Genomic DNA, 24,649 nt, shown 5'->3' with positions numbered 1-24,649 from the left:
CTGCATCGTTGATCTGTGTCAATCCCCAGACTTGGTGATACTGAAACTCCGGCCTCGTGGACGACGCGTCCACACGGCACCCGTACCGGCCCCGGGAGGCACCCCATTCGCCGCTCACTGCTCCTCGTCCCGCTGCTCCTCCTCGCCCTCTGCCTCGCCGCCCCCGCGGTGGCGGCGAAGAAGGCCACGAAGGGCGACGACGTCCTGACCGGCAACAAGAAGGGCAACGTCATCAAGGCGCTCGCCGGGGACGACGTCCTCAAGGGCCGGGGCGGCGACGACCGCCTCTTCGGCCACCCGGGCGACGACAGCCTGCTCGGCGGCCCGGGGAACGACCAGGCCGACGGCAACGCCGGTGACGACCGGCTCTACGGCGACGCCGGCAACGACCGCCTCAACGGCCACGGCGGCAACGACCAGGCCTGGGGCGGCGCCGACGCCGACGCGATCCTCCTGCACGCCGGCGACGACGTCGCGTGGGGCGAGGCGGGGGACGACTCCCTCGACGGCATGGTCGGCAACGACACGCTCGACGCCGGTGACGGCAACGACACGGTCTCGGGCGGCCCGGGCAACGACGTGATCCTGGGTGGGGCCGGGGACGACGCGGCCCGCCGCGGCGAGAAGGTCGGCGGCCTCATGGGCGCCGTGGGCGACGACCAGGTCTTCGGCGGCGAGGGCAACGACCACGTCTCGGGCGGTGACGGCATCGACCGCGTCGACGGGGGGCCGGGCGACGACGAGCTGGACGGCGGTCCGGGCGACGACGTCATCATCGACGGCCCCGGCAACGACCAGATCACCGGCGACCCGGGCAACGACCTGATCTTCCTGGGCCCCGGCTCCGACGAGGGCTACTCGGAGGAGGGCGACGACATCTACTACGTCCTCAACGACGGCGAGTACGACCAGATCTACTGCCAGGAGGGCTACGACCAGGTCATCTACGTGGGCTCGATCGACTCGGCCGACAAGATCGGGCTGGTCAACAAGTGGGACGGCAAGGACTGCGAGTCCGTCTCGGTCGTGGACGTCGCCCCCGCTGGCTGGCCCTACTGAGGGACGGCCACGCCCTGACCGGGCGGTGACCGGGCCGTGACCGTGCCCTGACCGCGCCCTGACCAGGCCCTGACCACGCCGTGACCGCGGCCGTGCCCGCCCCCGGGCTACCGTCGCCGTCATGGCACGGGCGCGGTTCCAGGGACAGATCGCCGGCGTGGGCACCACGAGCGGCCTCCGCGCGGTCGTGGGTCGCTGGGAGCACTCCCCGTTGGGGGCCTTCGCCGACGTGATGGTGGAGACCGCCTCCGGGCACCGGGTGCTCTTGGCGCCGCGCCCGGAGGTGGCCGACTTCGTCGCCGCGACCTACACCTTCGACGAGGTGCGGATCGAGCCCGTCGACGTCGACGTGGCCTCGGGGACCGGGCGCGACGGCCTGCCCGCCGGCCGGCTGCGCTGGGAGGTGAGCACCCCCTCCCTGCAGCTCTCGTGCGGGGTGGGGCGGCGCACCGCGCTCGGGGTCGCCGTCTCCCTCGTCCCCGACCGGGTCGCCACGGCCCCGGCCTGGACCCGCGTCACCGACCCGGTGGCGCGGCTGCTCGTGCGCGGCGTGCGGACCCGCGGCAGCGCCGGCGGGGGACGACGCGAGTTCTACGGCGCCACCGACGTGCGCGGCATCGACTCGGCCGCCGGCCGGTTCGACGGCGACCGGCTGGGCTCCCTGGCCCCGCTCGACCCGCCGTGCCGGTTCGGGTTCAGCTCCGCTCCCCGGCGGCCGGTGCTCACCAGCCTCGTGACGACCGTCGAGGTGCCGGACCCGCGCTGAGCCGGCACGACCAGGGGGTCGGCCGGGCCCAGCACGCTGAACTCGTCCCGGCTGGCGAAGCAGGCGGCCACGCACGAAAGCCCGACCTCCTCGGCCGCCGTCGCGAGGGCTGAGAGCCACGCCCGGTCGTCCGCCCCGGGACCGCCCCCGCCCGGTCGGGTGCGCAGGACCGAGAGCCCGGTCGCCCGGGCCGCCGCCGGGCCGGCGAGCTGCCGCTCCAGCTCGAGGAGGAAGCCGCCCAGCGCGGCGAGCCGCTCGCCGGAGGGCGGCCGGACCGCGTCGGTGACCTCGACGAGCGGGGAGGGGCGGCGCCCCTCCCAGGTGTACCTCAGCCAGACGGAACACCCCGCGAGGTCGGTGCCCGGCCGGTGCGGGAAGCCGAGCCGGCGGACGTGCAGGCGCCAGGCGGCTTGGGCGGCGGTGGGGGAGTCGTGGGTGGTCATGGCGCCAGCGTGGCCGTCGCGGGTCGGCCCGCCCGGCGCCCCTCCACAGCCCGCGGCGCGGCCGGGCTCCTCCACAGGCTGACGCGCGCGGCCCGGTCCCGGCGGCGCCGGAGGACTCGGGTCAGAGGACGCCCGCGGCGCGCGCGGGGGCGGCGTACGCCTCCGCCAGCGTGGCCACGGTCTGGTGGGCGTTGAGGCCCGAGGGGTTGGGCAGCACCCAGAGCTCGGCGCCGGCGAGCGGCTCCAGCTGGCGCCCGGTCACGGCCTTGCGGGCCCCGAAGGCCGACCGGTAGGCGGTGATCCCGAGGACCGCCACCACCCGCGGCCGGACCCGGGCGACGAGCTCGCGGAGCCGCGCACCGCCGGCCGCCAGCTCCTCGGCGGTCAGCTCGTCGGCCCGGGCCGTGGCCCGGGGCACCAGGTTGGTGATGCCCAGGCCACGGGCCCTGAGGTGGTCGCGGTCCTCCTCCGTCATCCCGGCCGCCGGGTCGATCCGACGCTCGAGGATCCCCGCCAGGTGCAGTGCGGGGTAGAAGCGGTTGACCGGGTGTGCGAAGTGCGTCTGGGTGGCCGCGGTCCACAGCCCGGGGTTGATCCCGACGAAGAGGAGCCGCACGTCGGCACCGAGCAGGTCAGGGACCTCGGCGTCCCGGAACTCCTCGAGCTCGGCCCGGGTGAACCTGGCCACGCGTCAGCTGATCGGGTTGGAGAAGACACCCAGGCCGTTGGGGACCCGGCGCTGCGCACCGTCGGAGGGCGAGTTGAGGACCGAGAGCTCGCCCGTCGGGGAGTGCGCGACCATCGTGGTCGAGCCGCCGCCGTCGAGGTTGATCGCGTTCTCGGCGCCGAGCGCCGTCATCATGTTGGCCAGCTCGACCATCGTGTAGCCGCGGCTGTGGGCCTGCCGGCCGTCGACGGTGAGGATGAGGACCTTGTTGGCGTCCTCGTCGATCCCGACCGCGGTGCGGGGGTGCATGAGCTGGTCGTTGACGACGACGCGCTGCCCGTCGACGAGCAGCGGCCGGTCACCCGAGACGGCGACCTTGGGGGAGCCCTTGACCCGCCACTTGAGGCCGAGCCGCTCGCCCTTCCTCAGCCGCTTCAGCAGGCCCGCGCCGGCGCCGCGGCCGACCAGCAGCTTGCCCTGGATCTTCTTGCCCGAGGTCAGCCCGTAGCGGTTGGAGACCACCCGGCCCTTGCGGATGACGACCTGGCGGGCCCGCTTGGCCCCGTCGGTGACCGAGTAGCCCCGGGTCTTGCCCCACTTGGCGGTGTAGACGCCCACGCCGCCGCGCGGGACGACGGGGGAGTTGAACCCGGAGAACGTGATGTTGGGGTGCTTGTTGTTGCGGAACTTCCCGACGAACGGGAGCTCGCCCACGTGGGGCCGGCCGTTGCCGTCGACCCAGAAGCTGCTGTTCCACCCGGACTCGGGGGCGTGGCGCAGCCCGCCCTTGCGGGCCCGGCCGACCCCGAGGGGGGCGCCGGTGTCGCCGATGTCGAAGAAGTCGCCGTTGACCGCCGCGACCGCGCCGGTCGCCTCGGCCATCTTGTGGACCGTCGTGCCCGCGGCGACCTTCTCGGTCGAGAGCAGGTCGAAGCTGTTGGCGGGGTTGACGATGTCGACGGTGACCAGCTGGAAGCGGACGGTCTGCGGGATCGAGGGGCCCCGCGGCTCGAGCTGGTCCCACGTCCGGTAGTCGATCCCGGGGGCCATGCTCCAGCTCTGCTCGGAGATCAGGGTGGCGGGGGCGCGGCGGGCGGCAGGGCTCGGGGCGGCGACCCACCCGGCCTTGCCGTCGCTGGCGTGGCGGGGGTCCTGGGCGGTGCCGGTGCCGGGGGCGCGCTCTCCCGTGGCGCGCCCGGCGTCGGCCGCCAGGAGGTCGGCGACCGCGTCGGTGGCCGGTCGGTCGGGCCGCTCCTGCGCGGTGGCGGTGGGGGCGGCCAGGGCCAGGGTGCAGGAGCCCACGGCGAGGCCGGCCACGGTGCCGCGCAGGGTCCGGCGGACGGGTGCGTTCATGCGTGTCGGTGAAGGCATGGGCTCCAGAGTAGGTGTGACAGGAGTGACGAGCACTAACCTGCTGGTCGTGGGCGTGTGGAACACCTTCGTCGAGGGGGACAACCTCGACGTGATGACGGGGCTCGACGCCGGCTCGACCGACCTCGTCTACGCCGACCCGCCGTACAACACCGGCAACGACTTCGCGTACGCCGACCGCTTCCGCACCACCCGCGGCGGCCTCGCCGGACGGCACCGGGCCTGGCTGGAGATGATGCGCCCCCGGCTCGAGCAGGTGCACCGCGTGCTCTCGCCCGAGGGTGCCGTCTTCGTGAGCATCGACGACCACGAGGGGGCGCGCCTGCGGCTGCTGATGGACGAGGTCCTCGGCGAGGAGAACTTCCTGGCCCAGGTCGTGGTCAACCTCAACCCCAAGGGGCGCCAGCTGGGCCGCGGCTTCGCCACCGACCACGAGTACCTCCTGGTCTACGCCCGCGACGCCCGCCGCTGCGCGCTCGACGCCTCGAGCCCCGACGCGGTGGACCCCGACGACTTCCCCGAGGTGGCCGCCGACGGGCGGCGGTTCCGGCACCTCCCGCTGCGCAACACCAACAAGAAGTTCAACCCCCGGACCGCTCCCACGCTCCACTTCCCGGTGCACGGCGACCCCGACGGCGGCCGGGTGGCCCTCGACCCCTTCCCGGGCTCGGTGGAGGTCCGCCCCGTCTTCGGCGACGGGGCGCCCGCCGTGTGGCGGTGGTCCCGGCCGCTCATCGCAGCGCGGCCCGACGACCTGGTCTGCCGGGAGATCCGCGGGCTGCGCGGGCCCCGGGTCGACGTCTTCCAGCGCGACTGGCTCGAGCGGCCGGGAGGGCGTCGCAAGAAGCTGCGCACCATCTGGCACGCCGCGGAGGTGGGCTCCACCGACACGGCCGTCGCCGAGGTCAAGGAGCTGGTCGGCCACGTCTTCGAGTCGCCCAAGCCCACCGGGCTGCTCCGGCGGATCCTGCGGACCATGCCGTCCGACGCCCGGGTGCTCGACCCGTTCGCGGGCAGCGGCACCACCGGCCACGCCGTGGCCCTGGCCAACCTGGAGGACGGCGGCAGTCGCCAGTGCCTCTCCGTCAACTCCGCCGAGCCCGTCCGGCCGGGCTCGCACGCGGAGCACGCCGGGCTGGCCACGGTCGCCGACGTCACCCGGGCCCGGCTGCGGGCCGTCGCCGAGCGACTGGGGGGCGGGTTCGAGGAGCGCTGAGGCTCCGGCCCTCCCGACAGGACGAACGGCGCGGCTCGCCGACGACGTACGGCGGGTCGCGGCGTACCTCCTGTCCTGCGGGCCGGCCAGGCAGGCGTTCAGACGAGGGCCGCCAGGACGGCACGCACGTACCCGGGCTGGAGCATCACCTGGCGCCAGGTGAAGCGCAGCACCCGCCAGCCCGCCACGACGAGCGCGTTGTAGCGCGTGCAGTCCTGGTCGTGCTCGGCGTGGCCGGCGTGGTGGGTCCACGAGTCGGCCTCCAGCACCAGCAGGCGGGCGGGGTCGGCCAGGTCGGGGTGCAGCACGAGGCCCCCGACGTTGATCGCGTGCTGGGGGAGGACGGTCAGCCCAGCCTCCACGGCGAGGGCGCGCAGGACCGACTCGAACGGGTTGGCGGCGCGCCCGTCCGCGAGGGCGACGACCCGCCGGGCGCGTGCCGATCCGGGTCCGCGGAGGTCGGCGGCCGCCGCGCGGAGCGTCGCGCCGCACACCGCGCGCTGCCGCAGCGCCGAGTCGACGACGGCGAGCGCCTCGTCGAAGGGCAGGTCGCGGGCGCAGTCGAGGGCGGTCCGCAGTGGCGTGGTCACGCCGCCGCGGGCCTCGTCGTCCCGGACGGCCCGCCAGTGCAGGTGCACGGCCGGGTGGTCGCCCCGGCGCAGGTGGCGGCGGGGGCTGACAGTGACGTGCGGCAGGTCCGGCGGCACCTTCACCTTCCAGCCCCAGTGCAGCGCCGCGTCGGTGTGCGAGAGGACGCCGTGCAGTCGGACGGCGGCGGCCCGGTGGGCCGGGGTGCTGCCCAGGACGTAGCGGCCACGGCCGGCGCGGACCACCAGCCCGGACCGGACCGCGGTGTGCAGGCGGCGCCGGGAGGTCAGGGTGACCAGCTCGGCCGTGGAAGCGACGCCGCCGAGCCGTCGCAGCGCCTCCTCCACCCCCACGCGTCGAGTCTGGTGCAGCCCAGGGGGTGGGTGCGGGCGTTGTGCACAGGTCCTCCCGACAGGACGAACGGCGCGGCACGCCGACGACGTACGGCGGGTCGCGGCGTACCTCCTGTCGGGCAGGCCCCGGCGGGGCCGCCACCAACGCGAGCCGTCAGGCCACGGCGCGCTCGAGGGCGGTCAGCTCGTCGTCGAGCATGCCGAGCATCACCTGCAGGCGGGGCACGGTGCGCCGGCAGCCGGTGAGCCCGAAGCACATCGAGCCCGCGTAGGAGGTGCAGGTGATGTTGAGGGCGGTGCCGTGGATGGGGATCGAGGCCGGGTAGGTGCCGAGCAGCCGGGCGCCATTGAAGTACTTCGGCGCGGTCGGGCCGGGCACGTTGCTGATGATGACGTTGTACGCCGGTCCGGTGAGGCCGCTCATCCCCAGCACCACCGGCAGGAGCGCCGGCACCTGGCCGAGCCCGCTCATCGCCACCACCTGCAGCGGGGTCATCTGGGCCAGGGCGGCCTTGCCGGACGCCATCGACTCGTGCACCGCGCGGAGCCGGCTGGCCGGGTCGCCGACCTCGGTGGCGAGCCGGACCATCACCGCGCCGACGGCGTTGCCCCCGCGGGCCGAGGGGAGGTGCGACTCCTTCGCCTTGAGGCCCACCGGGACCATCGCGACGAGGCTCTGCCGCGGCAGGTCGTCGTGCTGCAGGAGGTAGCGGCGCAGCATCCCTGCGCACATCGCCACCACCACGTCGTTGACCGTGGTGCCGCTGGCCCGGCCGACCGCGTGCAGCCGCTCCAGCGGCCAGTCCTGCGCGGCGAACCGGCGGGCCCCGGTGATCTGCTGGTTGAGCATCGTGCGCGGAGCGTGCAGCGAGAGGGTCGAGGTCTCGTGGCGCACCGAGCGGGAGAGGGTGCGGACGAGCGCCGAGGGCAGTCCGGCCGCCTCGGCCGCCATCCCGAGGGCGGTGCGCAGGGCCGCCACGGGCACGTACGACGGCCCCTCGCGGTCGTCCGCGGGTGCACCGCCGCGGGGGGCCGCGGGGTCGGCGGGGTCCGGGAGGTCGGCGTGCCGGGCCCAGGGGGGCAGGGTGCCGCGGTCGTCGGGGTCGTCGCTGAGCACCCGGTTGGTCAGCCGCATGGCGGAGACGCCGTCCATCAGCGCGTGGTGGACCTTGTGGTAGATCGCCACCCGGCCGTCGCGGAGCCCCTCGATCACGTGGGACTCCCACAACGGGCGCTCCCACGGCAGCCGCGTGGAGTGCAGGCGGCTGACCAGCTCGAGCAGCTCGCGGGTCCGGCCCGGCCGGGGCAGCGCGTTGTGCCGGACGTGGTGCTCGATGTCGAAGTGTCGGTCGGTCTCCCAGACGAGCTGGCCCGCGGTGCGCAGCGACCGCTGCGGGTGGCGCAGGTAGAGCGGCGACATCTCCGGCACGGTGCGCAGCTGCTCGACGAGGTGGCGCACGTAGCCGCGGCCGGCGTCGTCGGGCCGGGCGAAGAGGTGGAGCCCGCCGACGTGCATGGGCATCTGCCGGCTCTCGACCATGAGGAACCCGAGGGCGGTCGGGTCGACGGGGGAGACCATCGCCCGAGCATGGCACAGCGGAGGGCCCCGCAGGAGGGGTCTGCGGGAGCCGTCCGCCAGGCGGGGCCGGCCGTCAGGCCAGCGAGCTGCGCAGCTCGGTGACGACCGAGTCGACGACGGCCACGAGGTCGCCGCCCGACTCGTGGGCGACCGCGCGCTGCCGCTGGTAGGAGGCCCCGCGGGTGGGGATGTCGGCGACCCGGCGCAGCTCGTCGGCGCAACCGAGGCGGCGGGCGACCGGCTCGAGCCGCTCGAGCAGGTCGGCGAGGTCGTCGGTGACGAGGCGCTCGCGGGAGTCGCCGTCGAGGATGATGATCGCGTCGAGCCCGTAGCGGGCGGCCCGCCACTTGTTCTCCTGCACGTGCCACGGCGGCATGGTGCTGATCGACTCGCCGGCGGCGACCCGGGCATCGAGGTCGACGACGAGGCAGTGCACGAGCGCCGTGAGGGCGCCGAGCTCGTCGAGGGTGGAGACGCCGTCGCAGACCCGCGTCTCGAGCGTGCCGAGCCTCGGCGCGGGGCGGATGTCCCAGCGGACCTCGTCGAGCTCGTCGATGACGCCGGTGACGAGCTGGTCGTGGGCGAAGGCCTCGAACTCCGACCAGCGCTGGAACTGGAAGGGCAGCCCGGCGGTGGGCAGCTGCTGGAACATCAGCGCCCGGTTGGAGGCGTAACCGGTGTCCTGGCCGGCCCAGACCGGCGAGGAGGCCGACAGGGCGAGCAGGTGGGGGTAGGAGTTGAGCAGCCCGGTGAGGACGGGCATCACCCGCTCCCGCTCCGGCAGCCCGACGTGCACGTGGACGCCCCAGATCAGCATCTGCCGGCCCCACCACTGGGTCCGGTTGATCAGCTCCTCGTAGCGGTGGCCCTCGGTGATCTGCTGCGCCGACCAGCTGGCGAAGGGGTGGGCCCCGGCGCCGAAGAGGTCGACCCCCAGCTCGTCGCCGGCGCGGGCGACCACGTCGACGGTGCCGCGCAGCTGGTCCATCGCCTCGTCGACCGTGTGGCAGATCCCCGTCACCGCCTCGACCGTGTTGCGGAGCAGCTCCTGGTGGAGGCGCTCGGGGTGGTCGAGACGGGGGCCGGCGAGGGCGAAGAGGTCGGCGGCCGCGTTGGCGAGGTCCCGGGACTCCCGGTCCACCAGCGCGAGCTCCCACTCCACCCCGAGCGTGGGCTCCGGGGAGCCGTGGAAGTCGATGCGCACACCGCCAGAGTAGGCGGGGCGTCCCCGGACGGGCCACGACGCGCGTGGCACCATGGCCGCCGTGCCGGACCAGAGTGCTGAGGTGGACGTCAAGGAGCTCAACCTGACGCTGGACCTGTGCCTGCGGATCGGCGAGATGCTGCTCGCCAACGGCGCGGGAGCGGCCGACGTGACCGCCACGATGGGCGCCGTCGCCCACCACCTGGGGCTGCGCAACACCGACATCGACGTGACCTTCACGCAGGTCTCGATGGGCTACCAGTACGACGCCGCGATGCCGACGCTGCTGATGATCCGCCAGATCAAGCAGCGCGACATCGACTACGAGGACCTCACCCAGGTCGACCACCTCGTGCGGGACCTGCTGCGCGGCGAGCTCGACCTCTACCTGGCCCGCAACCGGATGGCGACGATCGTCTCGGTCGGCCACCACCGCAAGCGGTGGGCGGTGACGGCCGGGACGGGGGTGATGTGCGCCGCGGTCGCGCTCTTCCTGGGCGGCGGGCCGCTGGTGGTCGCGATCGCCTTCGTGGCCGCCGCGACGATCGACCGGGTCCAGCTCTTCCTGGCCCGCTGGCGGCTGCCCACCTTCTACCTCCAGGTGGCCGGCGGGACGGTGGCCACCCTCTTCGCGGTCGGGGCGGCCGCCACCGGGATGGACGTCGACCCGTCGCTGGTGGTGACGGCCAACATCATCATGCTGCTGGCCGGGATCGGCTTCATGGGCGCCCTCCAGGACGCCCTGTCGGGCTTCTACGTGACCGCCGGCGCGCGGATCATCGAGGCGTTGCTGGCCACCGCGGGGATCATCGCCGGGGTGAGCGGGGGCCTGACGGTCGGCGGGATGCTGGGGGTCGACGTGGGCCAGCTCGAGCCCGGCGCCTCGGGCTGGCAGGACATCGGGGTCCTCTCCTTCGGGGCGGCGCTGTGCGCGGCGGCCTTCGCCTACTCGGCGTACTCGCCGAAGCGGATCCTGCTGCCCATCGCCGTCGTGGCCGGGACGGCGGCGGCGATCTTCCGGATCGTCGACGAGACGGACGCCGGGCGCCCGTGGGCCGCGGCGACCGCGGCGTTCTTCATCGGGCTGGTCAGCTACGCCGTCTCGGGGCGGGTCAAGGTGCCGCCGCTGGTGGTGGTGGTCTCCGCGATCGTCCCGCTGCTGCCGGGGCTGTCGATCTACCGGGGCCTGTCGCTGCTCGGGGAGGGCGGCGCCGCGGTCTCCCAGGGGCTGCTGGCGATGGTGACCGCCGCGTCGGTGGCGATCGCCTTGGCCTCCGGGGTGATCCTCGGCGAGTACGTCGCCCAGCCGGTCAAGCGGGAGGCCAGGCGGCTCGAGCAGCGGCTCGCCGGCCCCCGGCTGGTGGGTGTGTTCAGGGCGCGCCAGAAGCGGTGAGCGCCGCCAGCGCGTCGAGCCAGCGGCGGTGCGCCCCGTCGTACGGCGGGTGCCCGCCGCGCACGGCCGCCAGCACCGCCGCGCAGCCCGCCCGCGCCGCCTCGACCACCTCGTCGGGGTAGCCGAGGGCGACGCGGTGCTCGTCGAACTCGTCCTCGTCGTCGACCAGCACCCGCCCGTCGTCCCCGGCGAGCACGTCGAGGTCGAGGTCGACCGCGCGCAGCGTCCCGCCGTCCCAGGTCGCCGGCGTGGTGACGTCGACGTAGAGCGCGACGGGCACGCCGCCCAGCGGCGGCAGGGAGCCCGCGCCGGGGCCGTGGAAGGTCGCCAGCGACCAGGCCGTCGGGTCGCCGTCGGCGGGGCGGGGGACCAGGACGACCTGCTCGTTGGGCCCGACGAAGGTGTGGCCCGGCCGGGTGAAGCGGGTGCCGCGGGGGACGCCCACCCAGTCGCCGTGCTCGTCGCAACCGAGCCAGAGCGCCTCGTAGGTCCAGTGCGGCCGGTCGCCCCACTTGGTCATGGCGCAGCGCACCGGCGAGCCGGCCGGGCGCGCGGGCCGCGGCGCGGCCACGGCTCAGACCACCTTGGTGCGCGCGGGCAGCGCCCGCCGGGCGACCCGGGCGACGAGGTCCTGGTAGCGGGCGCCCGTGGTCTTGGCCAGGTGGTGCAGCGCGTGCGCGTCGGCCCCCACCAGCACCCGGGCCTTGTGCGCCAGCATCCCCCTGACGATGATCCGGGCGGCCTCGGCGGGCTCCATCTTGGCCAGCCTCTGGTCGAAGAAGTCGGCGGTGCGCTGCTTGTCGTCCGGGTCGGCGACCCGGGCGTTGCGGGCGATCGCCGTCTTGATCCCGCCCGGGTGGACGACGGTCACCTGGACGGGGTGGCGGGCGACGATCATCTCCTCGCGCAGCGCCTCGGACATGCCGCGGACGGCGTACTTGGCGGCGCAGTACATGCTCTGCCCCGGCATCGAGACCAGCCCGAAGAGGCTGGAGAGGTTGACCACGTGGCCGTCGCCGGAGGCGATCAGGTGGGGCAGGAAGGCCTTGGTGCCGTGCACGACGCCCCAGAAGTTGATCCCCATGATCCACTCCATGTCGCCCGGGTCGAGGTCGGCGAAGTCGCCGGCCAGCGCCACCCCGGCGTTGTTGACCAGCGCGTTGACCCGGCCGAAGTGCTCCGCGACCGCGTCGGCGTACGCCGTCCAGGCGGCGCGGTCGGCCACGTCGAGGCGGTCGGTGCGGACCTCGCGCGCCCCCGCCTCCTGCGCCAGCCGCCCGGTCTCGGCGAGCCCCGCCTCGTCGACGTCGGAGAGCGCCAGGCACGCCCCGCGCCCCGCCGCCTCCACGGCGAGCGCCCGGCCGATGCCCGAGGCGGCGCCGGTGATCACCACGACCTTGCCGTCCAGAGTCCTCATGCGGCGACACTAGCGCTGCGACCCCTCGCCCGGACGGCACCGGCGTGCCACGATGGGGAGCATGGACGAGGTGGTCGAGCTCTCCGTCGACGAGTGCCGCGAGCTGCTCCGCGGGGACGTGGTCGGTCGGGTCGCCTTCACCACCCCGCGCGGACCGCGGATCGTGCCGGTCAACTACGTCGTCCGCGAGGGCGTGCTGGAGGTCCGCACCACCTCCTACTCCGAGCTGGCCACCTACGCCCCGGGCGCCTCGGTCGCCTTCGAGGTCGACCACCTTGACCGGGAGCGCATGCGTGGCTGGAGCGTGATCGTGCTCGGCCGCTGCGAGCGGGTGCTCGACCAGTCGGCGGCGGTCTTCGAGCAGCCCGGCGACGGCCCCCGGCCGTGGGCCGGCGGGCACCGGTCGATGCTGCTGCGCATCCACGCCGAGGAGGTCACCGGGCGCCGGGTCGGCAGCGAGCACTGGCCGCACCCGGTCGTGCCCGGCCCGCACGAGGGCTGAGCGGCTCCGCGGACCACCGCCCGGGCACAATGGGGGCACCATGTCCTCACCCGCGCCCGACGCCGCCGCCGAGCCGGTGATCACCTACCCGGCCGAGCTGCCGGTCTCGCAGCGTCGCGACGACATCGCCGAGGCGATCCGCGACCACCAGGTCGTCATCGTCGCGGGCGAGACCGGGTCGGGGAAGACGACGCAGCTGCCCAAGATCTGCCTCGAGCTGGGCCGCGGGCGCCGCACCGAGGACGCCGACGGGCGCCCCACCGGCGGTCTGATCGGGCACACCCAGCCCCGGCGGATCGCTGCCCGCTCGGTCGCGGAGCGGATCGCGGAGGAGCTCGGCACCGAGCTGGGCGACCTCGTCGGCTACCAGGTGCGGTTCACCGACCGCACCTCGCGCTCGTCGCGGGTCAAGCTGATGACCGACGGCATCCTGCTCGCCGAGCTGCAGCGCGACCGGATGCTGCGCCGCTACGACACGATCATCATCGACGAGGCCCACGAGCGCAGCCTCAACATCGACTTCCTGCTCGGCTACCTCAAGCGGCTGCTGCCGCGCCGTCCCGACCTCAAGCTGGTCGTCACCTCCGCGACCATCGACGTCGACCGCTTCGCCCGGCACTTCGCCGACCGCCACGGGCGGCCCGCGCCGGTCGTCGAGGTCTCGGGCCGCACCTTCCCGGTGGAGGTCCGCTACCGGCCGCTGCTCGAGCTGCCCGAGGAGGACGAGGAGGGCGAGGCCGTCCAGCGCGACCAGACCGAGGCCATCCTCGACGCCGTGCGCGAGCTCTCCCGCGAGGGGCCCGGCGACGTGCTGGTCTTCCTGCCCGGAGAGCGGGAGATCCGCGACACCGCCGAGGCGCTGGGGGCGCTCGGCTCCGACCGGCTCGAGGTGGTCCCGCTCTACTCGCGGCTCTCGGCGGCCGAGCAGCACCGGGTCTTCTCCAGCCACCCGGCGACGGTGCGCCGCGTCGTCCTCGCGACCAACGTCGCGGAGACCTCGCTGACCGTGCCTGGGATCCGGTACGTCGTCGACACCGGCGTCGCTCGGATCTCGCGCTACTCCGCGCGGACCAAGGTGCAGCGGCTGCCGATCGAGCCCATCAGCCAGGCCTCGGCCAACCAGCGCTCCGGCCGCTGCGGCCGCGTCGCCGAGGGCATCGCGATCCGGCTCTACTCCGAGGAGGACTTCGAGTCCCGCCCCGAGTTCACCGACGCCGAGATCCTGCGCACCAACCTCGCCTCGGTCATCCTGCAGATGACCTCCTTGGGGCTCGGCGACCTCGCCCGCTTCCCCTTCGTCGACCCGCCCGACCAGCGCAACGTCGCCGCCGGCGTCCAGCTGCTTGAGGAGCTCGGCGCGCTCGCCACCGGCCCCGGACGCCCTGCTCCGCGGGTCGAGGAGCGAGCGAAGCGAGCGTCTCGAGACCGAGGCCCCAGGCTCACCAGGCTGGGCCAGCGGCTGGCCCGGCTGCCGATCGACCCGCGGCTGGGCCGGATGGTGCTGGAGGCCGAGCGGCTCGGCTGCGTGCGCGAGGTGATCGTGATCGCCGCGGCACTCTCGCTGCAGGACCCCCGCGAGCGCCCCGCCGAGAAGCAGGCGCAGGCCGACCAGCTGCACGCCCGGTTCAAGGACAAGTCGTCCGACTTCCTCACCTGGCTCAACCTGTGGCGCCACCTCAAGGAGCAGCAGCGCGAGCTCTCCTCCAGCGCCTTCCGCCGGATGTGCAAGCGGGAGTTCCTCAACTACCTGCGGGTGCGGGAGTGGCAGGACTTCGAGTCCCAGCTGCGCCAGGTCTGCAAGGAGATGAAGATCGAGGTCGGCCGCCCCGCCGACGTGCCCGACGCCGACGGCATCCACCAGGCGCTCCTCTCCGGGCTGCTCTCGCACATCGGGGCGCTGGAGGAGCGCGACCCCTCGACAGGGTCAGGGCAGCGGAAGGCCGCAGGCTCCGGCCGCCGCCCGATGCGCGAGTACGCCGGCGCCCGCGGCGCCCGCTTCGCGATCTTCCCCGGGTCGGTGCTCAAGGGGAGCAACCCGGCGTTCCTCATGGCCGGCGAGCTCGTCGAGACGGGCCGGCTCTGGGCCCGGCAGAACGCCGCGATCAAGCCCGAGTGGGCCGAGCGGCTCGGCGCCCACCTGGTGAAGCGGACCTACAGCGAGCCGCACTGGTCCAAGAAGCGGGCCGCCGTCACGGCCCTCGAGAAGGTGACGCTCTACGGCGTCCCGCTGGTCGCCGACCGGCCCGTCAACTACGGCCGGATCGACCCCGTGGTCTCCCGGGAGCTCTTCATCCGGCACGCGCTGGTCCAGGGGGAGTGGGCCGAGCTGGCGTCGGGGCGGCACCGCTTCTACACCCAGAACATGGCCCGGCTCGCCGAGGCCGAGGAGCTCGAGCACCGCGCCCGGCGCCGCGACATCGTGGTCGACGAGGAGACCCTCGTCGACTTCTACGACGCCCGCGTCCCCGCCGAGGTGGTCAGCGGCGCCCACTTCCTCAGCTGGTGGAAGCAGGAGCGGCGGCAGCGCCCCGACCTGCTCACCTTCGACCTCGACATGCTCACCCACGACACCGCCGAGGAGGTCGCGGCCGCCGACTTCCCGACCGAGTGGCACGGCGACCACCTGACCTTCCCGATCAGCTACCACTTCGAGCCGGGGGCCGCCGACGACGGCCTCACGATCGACGTCCCGGTCGCGACCCTCAACCGGGTCGAGGCCGACGACTTCTCCTGGCTCGTGCCCGGCCTGCGCGAGGAGCTCGTCACCCACCTGCTGCGCAGCCTCCCCAAGAACCTGCGGGTCTCCTTCGTGCCCGCGCCCAACACCGCCAAGGCGTTCCTCGCCGCGGTGCCGCCGGGGGAGGAACCGCTGCTCGACGCGCTCGAGCGGCACCTGCGGGCGACCACCGGGGTGCACGTGCCCCGCGAGGCGTGGGACTGGGCCAAGGTGCCCGAGCACCTGCGTCCCACCTTCCGGGTGGTCGCCGAGGACGGCGCCGAGGCCGGCCGCGGCAAGGACCTCGAGGCGCTGAAGAAGCCGCTGCGACCCGCCTTCGCCGCCGCCGTCGCGGAGGTGGCACAGGACACCGGGATGACCGCCACCGGCCAGACCGCCTGGACGTTCGGCACCCTCGAGGAGTCCTTCACCCAGCGTCGCGCCGGCCACGAGGTGCGCGGCTTCCCCGCCCTCGACGACGAGGGCGGGACCGTCGGGCTCGGGGTCCACGGCTCCGCCGACGAGGCCGCGGCGCGGCACCGGCTCGGCGTACGGCGCCTCCTGCTGCTGGCGCTGCCCGGCACCGCCCGCCTCCTCGACGGCCTGTCGAACGCCGAGAAGCTCGGCCTGGCGGCGTCGCCGTACCCCTCGGTGGGCGAGCTGCTGGAGGACCTGCGCGCCGCCGTCCTGGTCGACGTCGTCGACGCCCACCCGCCCGTGCGGGACGCGGCCGCGTTCGACGCCCTGGTGGCCGTCGCCGGGCGCGACCTGGAGCAGGCGCTCGCGGCCGGGGTCCACGACGTCGTCCGCGTGCTCGCGGCGTGGCGGGCGGCGGACAAGGCGCTGTCGGGCCGCGCCGACCTGCACACCCTGCCGGCCCTCACCGAGATGCGCGCCCAGCTCGGGCGGCTCGTGCACCGCGGCTTCCTCGGCGAGGCCGGGATGCGGCAGGTGCGCCACTACCCGCGCTACCTCGCGGCGCTCGAGCAGCGGCGGGACAAGCTGGCCGGTCAGCTCGCGCGCGACCGCCAGCTGATGGAGCAGGTGGCCGACCTGCAGGCCGCCCACCTCCACCAGCTCGAGGCCCTGCCCCCCGGCCGCCCGCCCGGAGAGGCGCTGCGCGAGGTGCGGTGGATGCTCGAGGAGTACCGGGTCTCGCTCTGGGCCCAGCAGCTCGGGACCGCCCGCCCCGTCTCCGACCAGCGCATCCGCAAGGCACTGGCCGCCACCTGACGGCCCGTCCCACGCGTCCCACGAATCCCCGCTCAGCCGGGGATCGCTGAGGTTCGTGCCCCTTGCAAGCCGCGCCAACCACCAGTTTCCCCGCCTGAGCGGGGATCCCTGCACCCCGGTCGTACGCTGGCGGGCATGGCCGAGCGACCCCACCACCGCCCGATGATGCCGGGCGACCAGCTCTTCGCCGGGCTCGAGGCGGGGGCCGACCCGCTGCTCCTGCAGGAGGCGGCCGACCGGGCGGCGGCGCTGCTGGTGCGCGGGGCCCGCGCCTCGGACGACGCGTCGGTGGCGGAGCGGGTCGTGCGCCTGGCCGACACCGAGGGGCTCGAGGTCCTCGCCGAGCTCTGGGCGGGCTCGCCGGCCGACTCGCTGGCCGGTGCGCTGTGGCGGCTCTACCTGCTCCGCTCGTGGGTGTACCGGACGCCGCAGCAGGTCGCCGCGGAGTTCGAGGCCGGCCGGGCGGCCGCGCCGTTCGCCCGGGTCGTCGCGGGTGTCGCCGACCCGCCGGGGGTCGAGCAGCTCCGGGGGATGGTCGACGACGTGCTCCGCGGGATCTCGCGCGGCGACTTCGCCGACGTGCTGCACCGGGCGGCGGCGTTCGCCCACGTCGTCGCGGTCGGCCGCGCCACCCTGGCCGAGCGGGACAGCCCGCACGACGACGCGACCAGGATGCTGACGCTGGCCGAGCAGCTCGAGGCCGCCGCCCACCTGGAGATGCGCGGCGAGCTCGCCTGACGGGCTGGGGAGATCCCGCGTCGAGGAGTCGGTGCGCCACTACACTGGGCGACGGTGGTGCGCCGGGCTGCGGCAGCCCCGGGTCCCGAAATAAGCCGCCACGAGCGGCCACGCGCCGTGAGGCGCTCCCGGTCCGGCGCACCCCCTCGCAGGTCGGCCTAGCATGGCCGCCATGGGTCTCCTCCGTCGCACGCTCGACGTCCTCGTCCAGAAGAACGCCGTACGGCGGTCCCGGCCGACCGGCACCGCGCCGGGGTGGCCGACGGGGTCTCCCGCAGGGTCGTCGTCGAGCGCCCGGACGGGGACGCCGGCACCCCGCGGCCCGGTGGTCACCTACGGGCCCGAGGTCGACGGCGAGCCCGACCCCGGCGAGGTCGTGTGGGGGTGGGTGCCCTACGAGGACGATCCGCGCCAGGGCAAGGACCGGCCGGTGCTGCTGCTGGCCCACCACGACGGGGAGTGGCTCGGGCTCATGCTGAGCAGCCAGGACCACGACCGCGACGCCGAGGACGAGGCGCGGTGGGGCCGGCACTGGATGGACGTCGGCACCGGCGGCTGGGACCGTCAGGGCCGCCCGAGCGAGGTGCGGCTCGACCGGCTGATCAGGCTCGACGACGCCTCGATCCGCCGCGAGGGTGCGGCGCTGGACCCGAAGGTCTTCGAGATGGTCGTCTCGGAGGCGCGGCGCATCCACGACCTCGGCTGAGCCGGGCTGGTCGCGGTCGCTAGGGTGGCGGGCGCGCCGCAGGCGCGGGCGGCCGCCGCGGCCGCCCTGGTCGCGCACCCGAGGAGTCCCGCCGATGTCGTCCCGTCGTCCCGCCCTGGTGGGCGCCCTGCTCAGCCTCGCCCTGGTCGCGGCGGGGTGCACGGGCGACGACCCCGGCCCCGGCGCCCGTCCCGACGGGTCGAGCACCCCGGCCACCCCGCAGGCGACGGCCGAGCCGACCCCGCTGACGCTAGGCGTCTACGGCAGCAAGCAGGAGCTGGCCGCCTGGGCCGACGTGGTGGAGCAGTTCAACGTCACCTACGACAGCGGCGAGGTGACGCTGGTGGAGTGGCCCGACCACGACTCGGCCGTGGAGGCGATGGCCGGAGGGGAGACGCCCGACGTCTTCATGGCCGTCCGGCAGGACCTCGACCAGCTCCTCGGCGAGGAGCTGGTCCGCCCCGTGAGCGAGCTGCTCGACGAGCGCGGCGTCGACTTCGGCGACGACTTCTCCCGCGACGCGGTGGAGTCCTTCAGCCTCGAGGGCGAGCTGCAGTGCATGGCCTACTCGGTCTCCCCGATGGTGATGTTCCTCAACACCGACCTCGTCGACTTCGACAAGATGGAACGCCGCGGCCTCGACGTCTCCTCGCGCTGGGACCGCTGGTCGCTGGCCGAGTTCGAGGCGGCCGCCGACTTCGCGGCGCGCCCCGCCCGGGGCACCAGCGGCGTCCACATCGACCCGACGGTCCGCGGCCTGGCGCCCTTCGTCCAGTCCGGCGGCGGCGCGGTCTTCGACGACGACGAAGCGCCCACCTCGCTGTCCTTCTCCTCCGACGAGAGTCGCGCGGCGCTCGAGGAGACCCTCGCGGTGCTGCGGGACCCGAGCCTCACGCTGACCGAGGAGCAGCTGGAGCGTCGTACGCCGCTGCAGTGGTTCCGCCGCGGCAAGCTCGGGATGATCGCCGGCCACCGCGACCTCGTGCCCGAGCTGCGGCAGGTCGAGGGGCTCAACTTCAACGTGATGTCGATGCCGACGCTGGAGGCTGCGAGCACCGTGGGCGAGGTCACCGGTCTCTGCCTGTCGTCGCGGACGAAGGACGCCGCAGCGGCCGCCGACCTGATCGCCTACGCGGTCGGCGAGGACGCCACCGCCCGGGTGGCCCAGGAGGGCGCGATGGTGCCGGCCAACCTGGCCGTCGCCGCCTCCGACGTCTTCCTCCAGCCGGGCCGCCAGCCGGGCCGCAGCCGGGTCTTCAACACCGCCGTCCGGGGCATGGCGATCGCGCCGCTGCTGGAGTCGTGGGACGACCTCGAGCGGGCCGTCGCGCCGTTCCTGCTCCAGCTGCTCACCGAGCCCGGCGACCTCGACCTGGACGCCGTGACCGAGGCGGCCGACGAGGCCTCCCGCGAGGTGCTCGACCCCGAGGAGGTCGAGTCGGAGCCGGCCGAGGAGACCCCCGCGCCCGAGGGCGGGGAGTAGCGGCTCAGCCGGCCGTCGGCCCGGCGTCGGCTTCGGCGTCGGGCTCGGGGTCGGGTTCCACGTCGCCGGCCAGCACGGCCCGGACGAGCGCGTCGAGGACCAGGTCGACCTGCCAGGGCCTCACCGAGAGGTCGGCCAGCTGGGCGGCGAGCTCCGCGGCCAGGGCCTCGGGCTCCCGGGTGGTGGGCGGGGCCCACATCACCCGGCGGACGGGGTCGGGGCTGACCAGGTTCTCCACGGGGAGGCCGTGCTCCTCGGCGAGGGCCTTGGTCGCCTCGCGGGCGGCCTTGAACCGGCGGTCGGCGGCGGGATCGCGCTCGGCCCAGGCGCGCGGGGGCGGCGGGCCGTCGGGGCGCGGGGAGCGCTGCGGCAGGTCGGACTCGGGCATCTCCCGGGCGCGCTCCAGCGCCGCGACCCAGCGGTTGGCGTAGCGCTCGGCGCCCCGCCCGTGGAACCCGGGCGTGCGCAGCAGCGCGCGGCGGTCGGTGGGCATCGCGGTGGCGGCGGCCACCAGCGCGGAGTCGGGGACCACCCGGCCGGGGGTCACGTCGCGCTGCTGGGCGATCTCGTCGCGCGCCTCCCACAGCTCGCGAACGGCGCCCATGGCGCGGCGGCCGCGCAGCTTGTTGAGCCCCGACGTACGCCGCCACGGCTCGGCGCGGACCGTCGGGCGGAAGCCGGTCAGGTGGGCGAACTCCTGCTCCGCCCACCCGTCCTTGCCCTGCGCGACGAGCTCGGCGGCCATGTGGTCGCGGAGCTCGACGAGCACCTCGACGTCGAGCGCGGCGTACTCGAGCCAGGGGCGCGGCAGCGGGCGGGTCGACCAGTCGGCCGAGGAGTGCTCCTTGCGCATCCGCAGCCCGAGGATCTGCTCGACCAGGGTGGCGAGGCCGACCCGGGGGTAGCCGAGGAGGCGGCCGGCGAGCTCGGTGTCGAAGAGCCGCCGCGGCTCCAGCCCGAGCTCGCGCAGGCAGGGGATGTCCTGGGTGGCGGCGTGGAGGATCCACTCCTCGTCGCCGAGCGCGTCGGCGAGCTGGGGGAGCCGGGAGCCGAAGGGAATGGGGTCGACCAGCCAGGTGCCGGAGTCCCCACGGCGCAGCTGGATCAGGTAGGCGCGGCTGGAGTAGCGGTAGCCGGACGCGCGCTCGGCGTCCAGGGCCACCGGCCCGGTCGCGGCGGCGAGCGCCGCGCAGGCGCGCTCCAGCGCCTCGGGGGTGTCCACCACGTCGGGGACGCCGTCGCGCAGGGTCAGGAGGGGAGCCGGCTCCGTCTCGGGTGCGTCGTCGGCCGGGGCCTCGCCCGGGACCTCTCCCTGGGTCTCGGGGGTCGGCGCGTCGTCCTCCGCGGACCTCTTCGTCCGCTCGCCGGCCATCAGGCGCCGGGCCCCCGCTGGCCGCGCCGGCTCGGCATCGCGGTCACGCCCTCGGGGACGGGGGGCAGCCCGGCGGCGGTGCACAGCAGCTCGCCCCAGGCCTCGACGTGCGGGGCCAGGTCGAGGTGGCCGTCCTCGTCCTCTGCGGGGGTCCAGGAGGCGCGCACCTCGAGCTGGGCGGTGCCCTCCTCGTGGGACATCCCGCCGAAGCTCTCGGAGGCGACGCGGGTGACCGTGCCGGACTCCGCGCCCCAGCGGGCGCCGTGTGCGGAGAGCGCCTCGACCAGCCAGCTCCAGCCGACGGCGCCGAGCATCGGGTCGGTGACCAGCTCGGGGTCGATGTCGGCCCGGGCGTAGGCGACGCAGCGGAAGGTGCCGTTCCACGCGTCGTTGCCGTCGGGGTCGTGCAGCAGGATGAGGCGGCCGGTGGCGACCTCCTCGTCGGCGACCGTGACGTCGGCGCTGAGGGCCGAGGACCACGGCGCGATACGCTGGGGCGCGGGCATCTCCTCGCAGGAGACCTCGGGGCGCAGCGCGGCCCCGCGCAGCTGGGCGACGGCGGCCCGGAACGACGCCGGGACCTCCGCCGGAGCCGCGCCGGAGCGGGGCTCGGAGTGGACGACCATGACCGCCAACCTACGTCGGGGGCGCATGCTGCGATGTGCCAACACGCCGCCTGACCTGCGATGATCGCGGGCGTGACCACCACCCCTGCACTCCGCGACAGCGCGTTCCTCAAGGCCGTCCGGGGCGAGCCCGTGCCGCACACCCCGGTGTGGTTCATGCGGCAGGCGGGCCGCTCCCTGCCCGAGTACCTGCGGGTGCGCGAGGGGATCGGGATGCTGGAGTCCTGCATGGACCCCGACTTGGTCGTGGAGATCACCATGCAGCCCGTGCGCCGGTACGGCGTCGACGCCGCGATCTTCTTCTCCGACATCGTGCTGCCGCTCAAGGCGGTCGGCGTCGACCTCGACATCAAGCCGGGCATCGGTCCCGTCGTCGCGGAGCCGGTGCGCACGCTCGCCGACGTCGAGGCGATCCCCGACCTCACCCCCGAGCACGTCCCCTTCATCACCCAGGCGGTGCAGGGACTGGTCGGCGAGCTGGGCGGCACCCCGCTGATCGGCTTCGCCGGGGCCCCGTTCACCGTGGCCTCCTACCTCGTCGAGGGCGGCCCGTCCAAGGAGCACGCGAAGACCAAGGCGATGATGTTCGGGGCGCCGGAGGTCTGGGACGCGCTGATGCGCAAGATCGCCCGGATGGCCGCGGAGTACCTCCGCGTCCAGGTGGCCGCCGGCGCCTCCGCCGTCCAGCTCTTCGACTCGTGGGCCGGGGCACTGACCCCGCGCGACTACCGCGAGCACGTCATGCCGCACTCCACCCGGGTCCTGGCCGAGGCCGGCGAGCTGGGGGTGCCCCGGATCCACTTCGGGGTCGGCACCACCAACCTCCTGCCGCTGATGGGCGAGGCGGGCGCCGACGTGGTGGGCATCGACTGGCGGACCCCGCTGGAGCGCGGGATCGAGCTGGTCGGCGACCGCGCGGTCCAGGGCAACCTCGACCCGACCCTGGTCTTCGCGCCCACCGAGGTGATGACCGCCCGGGCGGCCGAGGTGATCGAGGCCGGTCGCGCGGCGCGCGGCCACGTCTTCAACCTCGGCCACGGGGTGATCCCCTCCACCGACCCCGACCAGCTCGCCCGGCTGACGGAGTTCGTGCAGTCCTACCCGGTCGAGGGCTAGCTGTTCTAGCCAGCTAGGCGGGGCCGCCTCCGGGGGTCGCCCGGCGGCGTCGCGGAAGGCGTCGTACCGCCCACCAGGCGGGCACGCCCAGCAGCCCCAGCGCCACCAGCCACGGGAGCAGCAGCCCGGCGCCGGTGGCGAGCACGGCGGCCGCCCCGGTCAGGCCCCGCCAGCCGGCGGCCAGCCCGTGCAGGAACCCCTCGTCGTCGTCCTCGACGAGCGGCTCCCGCTCGGGGTCCTGCCGGGAGACGTGGACGGTCACGGTGGCCATCGACGTCTGGTCGGCCAGCCACGCCTGCTGCTGCTTGAGCGAGTCGAGCTCGGCCTGCCGCCGGGTCAGCTCGGCCTCGACGCTGACGACGTCGGCGAGCCGCTCGGCGCGGTCCAGGAGCAGCTCGACCCGGCGCAGGCTCCGCTCCTGGGCGCGGATCCGCACCTCGTTGTCGATCACCTGGGTGGTGACGTCCTCGGTGGTCCGCTCGGTGCCGAGGAGGCGGCCGGACTCCTCGATCCGTCCGATCGCGTCGTCGTACCGGTCGACGGGGATCCGCAGCACCATCCGGGCCCAGGTCACCTCGCCCTCGTCGGTGGTCGCCTCCTCGTCGCTGACCTCGCCCCCGAGCGCGTCGGCGACCCGTTGCACCTCCTGGCGCACCTTCGCCACGTCGGGGGCGTCCAGCGACACCGTCGCGGTGGCGATCACGGCCCGCCGCGCGACCGCCGGGGCCACCCGGGTGCCGCCGCCCGAGGCGGACTGCCGCCCGAGGTCCGCGTCGGACGAGTCGCCAGACCCGCCCTCCGAGCCGCCCTCCGAGCCGGGCGCCGCGTCGTCCGCCGCCCCGACGTCCTCCTGGACGCGCACGTCGGAGAGCCCCGAGGGCTCGCCGCCCGCGGAGTCCCCCGACCCTCCCGCTTCGCAGCCCGCCAGCAGCAGGCCCGCCGTCACCAGGGCGACGGAGGCCGTCGCCCGCCCCGCTCGTCGTGTCCTCATGGCCGTACGACGTCGGCGCGGGCGCGGCGGTTCCGCGTCAGGCGATCCGGTCGCCGGCGTCGGGCTGCGACAGGGTCGCGGCCCGCTCGCGGAGCAGGGAGTGGAGGCGCTCCAGGTGCGGGGTGCGCCGGTCGTGGACGCGCGTGCGCAGCACGAGGTGGACGCGGACGTCGAGCCCGGCGAGCGGTCGGTGGGTGATCGCGCCGGCACGCTGCAGCGCGTCCCCGTCGACGCTGAAGCGGGGCAGGAAGGTGAGCCCGGCCCCGTCGGCGACCATCGCCTTGCCCAGCTCGGCACCGTCCGTGCTGGCGCAGGCGCGGGGCCAGCGGTCCTCGAAGGCGCGGACCGCGAGGCGGTGCATGAGGTAGCCCTCGCGCATGGCCACGAAGGGCTCGGCGCGCAGGTCCTCGACCAGGACGAGCCGGCGCTCGGCGAGCGGGTGGTCGGCGGGCATCACGACCACCACGGGCCCGGTGAGCAGGGGGGCGTCGACGAGTCCCGGCGGCGGGTCGTCCCCCTCGAGGACGTTGACGAGCCCGAGGTCGAGGCTGCCGGTGAGGAGCTGCTCGTCCAGGGCGTCCTGGCGGCCGTTGACGACCTCCACGCGGCTGTCGGGGTGCTCGGCGGCGAGCCGGCGGAGCACGGGGTTGAGCAGGGTGGAGGTGGCGGTGCTGACCGTGCCGAGCCGCAGCAGCCGGCTGCCGAGGCTCCGGTCGCCGGCCGCCTCGCGCAGCCGGACGACGGCGTCCAGGACGGCCTCGACGTGGGGGAGGAGCTCGCGACCGTCCCGGGAGACGCGGGCGCCGGAGCGGCGCCGGTCGAGCAGCGTCACCCCCAGCTCGCGCTCCAGCCGGGTGACCGACTCGCTCAGCGCGGGCTGGGAGAGGTGCAGGTGCTCGCTGGCGCGTCGCAGGGATCCGTGACGGGTGACGGCCAGGAGGCACTCGAGCTGTTCCACGCGCATGGACATAACTCTACCTAAACAGGTGACTTAATAGGTTTTCCCGTCCGCCCTGTCGGCGGAACCACGCGGCGGCGAGGGGCTCTCGGAGCCCCCGGAGGGTTAAAGTCAATTAAGCCACTAGACAAACCAGAGTCGTCCCCGTCGGA

21 protein-coding genes are annotated in these 24,649 nt (G+C 74.8%); 10 read left to right on the top strand and 11 right to left on the bottom strand.

Features of this window, described 5'->3' with window-relative positions:
* The first annotated feature begins 168 nt into the window (after positions 1-168).
* Together DNK53_RS10555 and DNK53_RS10550 are read left to right on the top strand one after the other, a co-directional pair.
* Positions 169-1,059, top strand: coding sequence for a calcium-binding protein (locus tag DNK53_RS10555; protein WP_162599886.1), 891 nt, complete (start codon positions 169-171; stop codon positions 1,057-1,059).
* A gap of 121 nt (positions 1,060-1,180) precedes the next feature.
* A complete protein-coding gene (locus DNK53_RS10550) occupies positions 1,181-1,825 on the top strand; it encodes a hypothetical protein (protein WP_110182192.1) in 645 nt (214 codons plus the stop codon).
* Between the two features lie 564 nt (positions 1,826-2,389).
* Here DNK53_RS10550 and DNK53_RS10545 read toward each other — a convergent pair.
* Together DNK53_RS10545 and DNK53_RS10540 are read right to left on the bottom strand one after the other, a co-directional pair.
* The gene (locus DNK53_RS10545; protein WP_110182191.1) at positions 2,390-2,956 is read right to left on the bottom strand and encodes a mismatch-specific DNA-glycosylase; all 567 of its coding nucleotides are present in this window, start codon (positions 2,954-2,956) and stop codon (positions 2,390-2,392) included.
* 3 nt (positions 2,957-2,959) lie between these two features.
* Positions 2,960-4,306 carry a phosphodiester glycosidase family protein gene (locus DNK53_RS10540; protein WP_239456475.1) on the bottom strand — a complete coding sequence of 449 codons (1,347 nt, stop codon included), beginning with the start codon at positions 4,304-4,306 and terminating at the stop codon, positions 2,960-2,962.
* 25 nt (positions 4,307-4,331) lie between these two features.
* Here DNK53_RS10540 and DNK53_RS10535 point away from each other — a divergent pair, with 25 nt between their 5' ends.
* On the top strand, positions 4,332-5,522 hold the full coding sequence (locus tag DNK53_RS10535) for a site-specific DNA-methyltransferase (protein WP_239456474.1): 1,191 nt from the start codon (positions 4,332-4,334) through the stop codon (positions 5,520-5,522).
* A gap of 98 nt (positions 5,523-5,620) precedes the next feature.
* Here DNK53_RS10535 and DNK53_RS10530 read toward each other — a convergent pair whose 3' ends face one another.
* The 3 genes from DNK53_RS10530 to DNK53_RS10520 form a co-directional block, all read right to left on the bottom strand.
* On the bottom strand, positions 5,621-6,463 hold the full coding sequence (locus DNK53_RS10530) for a DUF559 domain-containing protein (protein ID WP_162599885.1): 843 nt from the start codon (positions 6,461-6,463) through the stop codon (positions 5,621-5,623).
* A 154-nt stretch (positions 6,464-6,617) separates the two neighbouring features.
* Positions 6,618-8,042, bottom strand: coding sequence for a WS/DGAT/MGAT family O-acyltransferase (locus tag DNK53_RS10525; RefSeq protein WP_110182187.1), 1,425 nt, complete (start codon positions 8,040-8,042; stop codon positions 6,618-6,620).
* A gap of 73 nt (positions 8,043-8,115) precedes the next feature.
* A complete protein-coding gene (locus tag DNK53_RS10520; RefSeq protein WP_204163853.1) occupies positions 8,116-9,246 on the bottom strand; it encodes a glutamate--cysteine ligase in 1,131 nt (376 codons plus the stop codon).
* Positions 9,247-9,328: 82 nt separating this feature from the next.
* Here DNK53_RS10520 and DNK53_RS10515 point away from each other — a divergent pair, with 82 nt between their 5' ends.
* Positions 9,329-10,639, top strand: a complete 1,311-nt coding sequence (locus DNK53_RS10515; RefSeq protein ID WP_239456473.1) for a threonine/serine exporter family protein — start codon at positions 9,329-9,331, stop codon at positions 10,637-10,639.
* On the opposite strand, the gene DNK53_RS10510 is transcribed toward DNK53_RS10515, so the two are convergent.
* The gene (locus DNK53_RS10510) at positions 10,617-11,159 is read right to left on the bottom strand and encodes a DUF402 domain-containing protein (protein WP_162599884.1); all 543 of its coding nucleotides are present in this window, start codon (positions 11,157-11,159) and stop codon (positions 10,617-10,619) included. The two genes, DNK53_RS10515 and DNK53_RS10510, sit on opposite strands and share 23 nt — an antisense overlap.
* Before the next feature lie 54 nt (positions 11,160-11,213).
* A complete protein-coding gene (locus DNK53_RS10505; protein WP_110182183.1) occupies positions 11,214-12,056 on the bottom strand; it encodes an SDR family NAD(P)-dependent oxidoreductase in 843 nt (280 codons plus the stop codon).
* Between the two features lie 61 nt (positions 12,057-12,117).
* On the opposite strand from DNK53_RS10505, the gene DNK53_RS10500 reads away from it, so the two are divergent.
* The 5 genes from DNK53_RS10500 to DNK53_RS10480 all read left to right on the top strand — a co-directional run bounded on the left by DNK53_RS10500 (position 12,118) and on the right by DNK53_RS10480 (position 19,434).
* Entirely contained in the window at positions 12,118-12,558 is a 441-nt protein-coding gene (locus DNK53_RS10500) for a pyridoxamine 5'-phosphate oxidase family protein (protein ID WP_162599883.1), read from the top strand.
* Between the two features lie 40 nt (positions 12,559-12,598).
* Positions 12,599-16,507: an ATP-dependent RNA helicase HrpA gene (hrpA, locus tag DNK53_RS10495; protein ID WP_110182181.1), complete on the top strand. Its 3,909-nt coding sequence runs from the start codon at positions 12,599-12,601 to the stop codon at positions 16,505-16,507.
* 135 nt (positions 16,508-16,642) lie between these two features.
* Positions 16,643-17,245 carry a hypothetical protein gene (locus DNK53_RS10490; protein ID WP_110182180.1) on the top strand — a complete coding sequence of 201 codons (603 nt, stop codon included), beginning with the start codon at positions 16,643-16,645 and terminating at the stop codon, positions 17,243-17,245.
* 172 nt (positions 17,246-17,417) lie between these two features.
* Complete coding sequence (locus DNK53_RS10485; protein WP_239456472.1) at positions 17,418-17,951, top strand: type II toxin-antitoxin system PemK/MazF family toxin; 534 nt, start codon at positions 17,418-17,420, stop codon at positions 17,949-17,951.
* Positions 17,952-18,045: 94 nt separating this feature from the next.
* Entirely contained in the window at positions 18,046-19,434 is a 1,389-nt protein-coding gene (locus DNK53_RS10480; protein ID WP_110182179.1) for an ABC transporter substrate-binding protein, read from the top strand.
* A 4-nt stretch (positions 19,435-19,438) separates the two neighbouring features.
* On the opposite strand, the gene DNK53_RS10475 is transcribed toward DNK53_RS10480, so the two are convergent.
* Positions 19,439-20,806, bottom strand: a complete 1,368-nt coding sequence (locus DNK53_RS10475) for a ribonuclease D (protein ID WP_110182178.1) — start codon at positions 20,804-20,806, stop codon at positions 19,439-19,441.
* Positions 20,806-21,432 carry a DUF3000 domain-containing protein gene (locus DNK53_RS10470; protein ID WP_110182177.1) on the bottom strand — a complete coding sequence of 209 codons (627 nt, stop codon included), beginning with the start codon at positions 21,430-21,432 and terminating at the stop codon, positions 20,806-20,808. The genes DNK53_RS10475 and DNK53_RS10470 overlap by 1 nt, the downstream gene beginning before the upstream one ends.
* Before the next feature lie 72 nt (positions 21,433-21,504).
* Between DNK53_RS10470 and hemE the strand changes: the two genes are divergently transcribed.
* Positions 21,505-22,548, top strand: a complete 1,044-nt coding sequence (hemE, locus tag DNK53_RS10465) for a uroporphyrinogen decarboxylase (protein WP_239456471.1) — start codon at positions 21,505-21,507, stop codon at positions 22,546-22,548.
* A 13-nt stretch (positions 22,549-22,561) separates the two neighbouring features.
* Here hemE and DNK53_RS10460 read toward each other — a convergent pair whose 3' ends face one another.
* Positions 22,562-23,539 carry a DUF4349 domain-containing protein gene (locus tag DNK53_RS10460; protein WP_110182175.1) on the bottom strand — a complete coding sequence of 326 codons (978 nt, stop codon included), beginning with the start codon at positions 23,537-23,539 and terminating at the stop codon, positions 22,562-22,564.
* Between the two features lie 37 nt (positions 23,540-23,576).
* Entirely contained in the window at positions 23,577-24,503 is a 927-nt protein-coding gene (locus DNK53_RS10455; RefSeq protein WP_110182450.1) for a LysR family transcriptional regulator, read from the bottom strand.
* Positions 24,504-24,649 lie beyond the last annotated feature (146 nt).

The sequence above is a fragment of the Nocardioides solisilvae genome, from assembly GCF_003194625.1.
Lineage (GTDB): Bacteria > Actinomycetota > Actinomycetes > Propionibacteriales > Nocardioidaceae > Nocardioides > Nocardioides solisilvae.
This window is presented reverse-complemented; position numbering and strand designations above follow the sequence as displayed.

Excerpts from the sequence above, each read along its gene's own strand:
- DNK53_RS10455 (WP_110182450.1), bottom strand. The coding sequence starts at position 24,503 with ATGCGCGTGGAACAGCTCGAGTGCCTCCTGGCCGTCACCCGTCACGGA.
- DNK53_RS10470 (WP_110182177.1), bottom strand. The coding sequence starts at position 21,432 with ATGGTCGTCCACTCCGAGCCCCGCTCCGGCGCGGCTCCGGCGGAGGTC.
- DNK53_RS10475 (WP_110182178.1), bottom strand. The coding sequence starts at position 20,806 with ATGGCCGGCGAGCGGACGAAGAGGTCCGCGGAGGACGACGCGCCGACC.
- DNK53_RS10505 (WP_110182183.1), bottom strand. The coding sequence starts at position 12,056 with ATGAGGACTCTGGACGGCAAGGTCGTGGTGATCACCGGCGCCGCCTCG.
- DNK53_RS10500 (WP_162599883.1), top strand. The coding sequence starts at position 12,118 with ATGGACGAGGTGGTCGAGCTCTCCGTCGACGAGTGCCGCGAGCTGCTC.
- hrpA (WP_110182181.1), top strand. The coding sequence starts at position 12,599 with ATGTCCTCACCCGCGCCCGACGCCGCCGCCGAGCCGGTGATCACCTAC.
- DNK53_RS10550 (WP_110182192.1), top strand. The coding sequence starts at position 1,181 with ATGGCACGGGCGCGGTTCCAGGGACAGATCGCCGGCGTGGGCACCACG.
- DNK53_RS10460 (WP_110182175.1), bottom strand. The coding sequence starts at position 23,539 with ATGAGGACACGACGAGCGGGGCGGGCGACGGCCTCCGTCGCCCTGGTG.
- DNK53_RS10480 (WP_110182179.1), top strand. The coding sequence starts at position 18,046 with ATGTCGTCCCGTCGTCCCGCCCTGGTGGGCGCCCTGCTCAGCCTCGCC.
- DNK53_RS10525 (WP_110182187.1), bottom strand. The coding sequence starts at position 8,042 with ATGGTCTCCCCCGTCGACCCGACCGCCCTCGGGTTCCTCATGGTCGAG.
- DNK53_RS10510 (WP_162599884.1), bottom strand. The coding sequence starts at position 11,159 with ATGACCAAGTGGGGCGACCGGCCGCACTGGACCTACGAGGCGCTCTGG.
- DNK53_RS10485 (WP_239456472.1), top strand. The coding sequence starts at position 17,418 with ATGGGTCTCCTCCGTCGCACGCTCGACGTCCTCGTCCAGAAGAACGCC.
- DNK53_RS10540 (WP_239456475.1), bottom strand. The coding sequence starts at position 4,306 with ATGCCTTCACCGACACGCATGAACGCACCCGTCCGCCGGACCCTGCGC.
- DNK53_RS10490 (WP_110182180.1), top strand. The coding sequence starts at position 16,643 with ATGGCCGAGCGACCCCACCACCGCCCGATGATGCCGGGCGACCAGCTC.